Raw genomic sequence first — 515 nt, 5'->3', positions numbered from 1 at the left:
CCAAATAACGCACCAATCAGACGAGTATTCAACCGCATATCACCATTTAAGATGTGGCTGAACTCATGGGCAATTACACCTTGAAGTTCCTCACGGCTAAAGGCATCTAGTGCTCCTTGCGTTACTCCGATGACAGCATCATCAATGCTCATTCCTGCAGCAAACGCGTTGATTCCGTGCTCTTCCGCCATCACATAAACTGGTGGCACGGGAATTCCCGACGCGATGGACATTTCTTCCACAACATTGAGTAACTGGCGGTGTTTCGCATTTGACGTGTCTGTCGAAATCAACTTGCCACCGATACTTTCTGCAACGCCACGTCCACCATTGGCGTTTAGCTCACTAAGACGAATGAATGAGCTGATGCTAACAACCAATAGCACGCCCACAAAGCTCAACAAACAATAACTGATGATGGATTGAGTGGTGAACGGTTCGCCAGTGAAATAGAAGTAGATGCCAATCGAAATGACACTCACTAGCCCTGTGATGGCTAAAACGGCCAAAGTGAA

Annotated in this window: 1 protein-coding gene; it reads right to left on the bottom strand. The window is 47.2% G+C overall.

The genetic code is table 11. The annotated features are described in order from the left end of the window. On the bottom strand, window positions 1–515 hold a 515-nt coding region (locus R7040_RS30025; protein ID WP_318098129.1), incomplete at both ends, for a M48 family metalloprotease.

Source organism: Vibrio sp. 1069 (assembly GCF_033340555.1).
The sequence above is the reverse complement of the archived record's forward strand: the minus strand, read 5'-3'. Positions and strand labels throughout refer to the sequence as shown.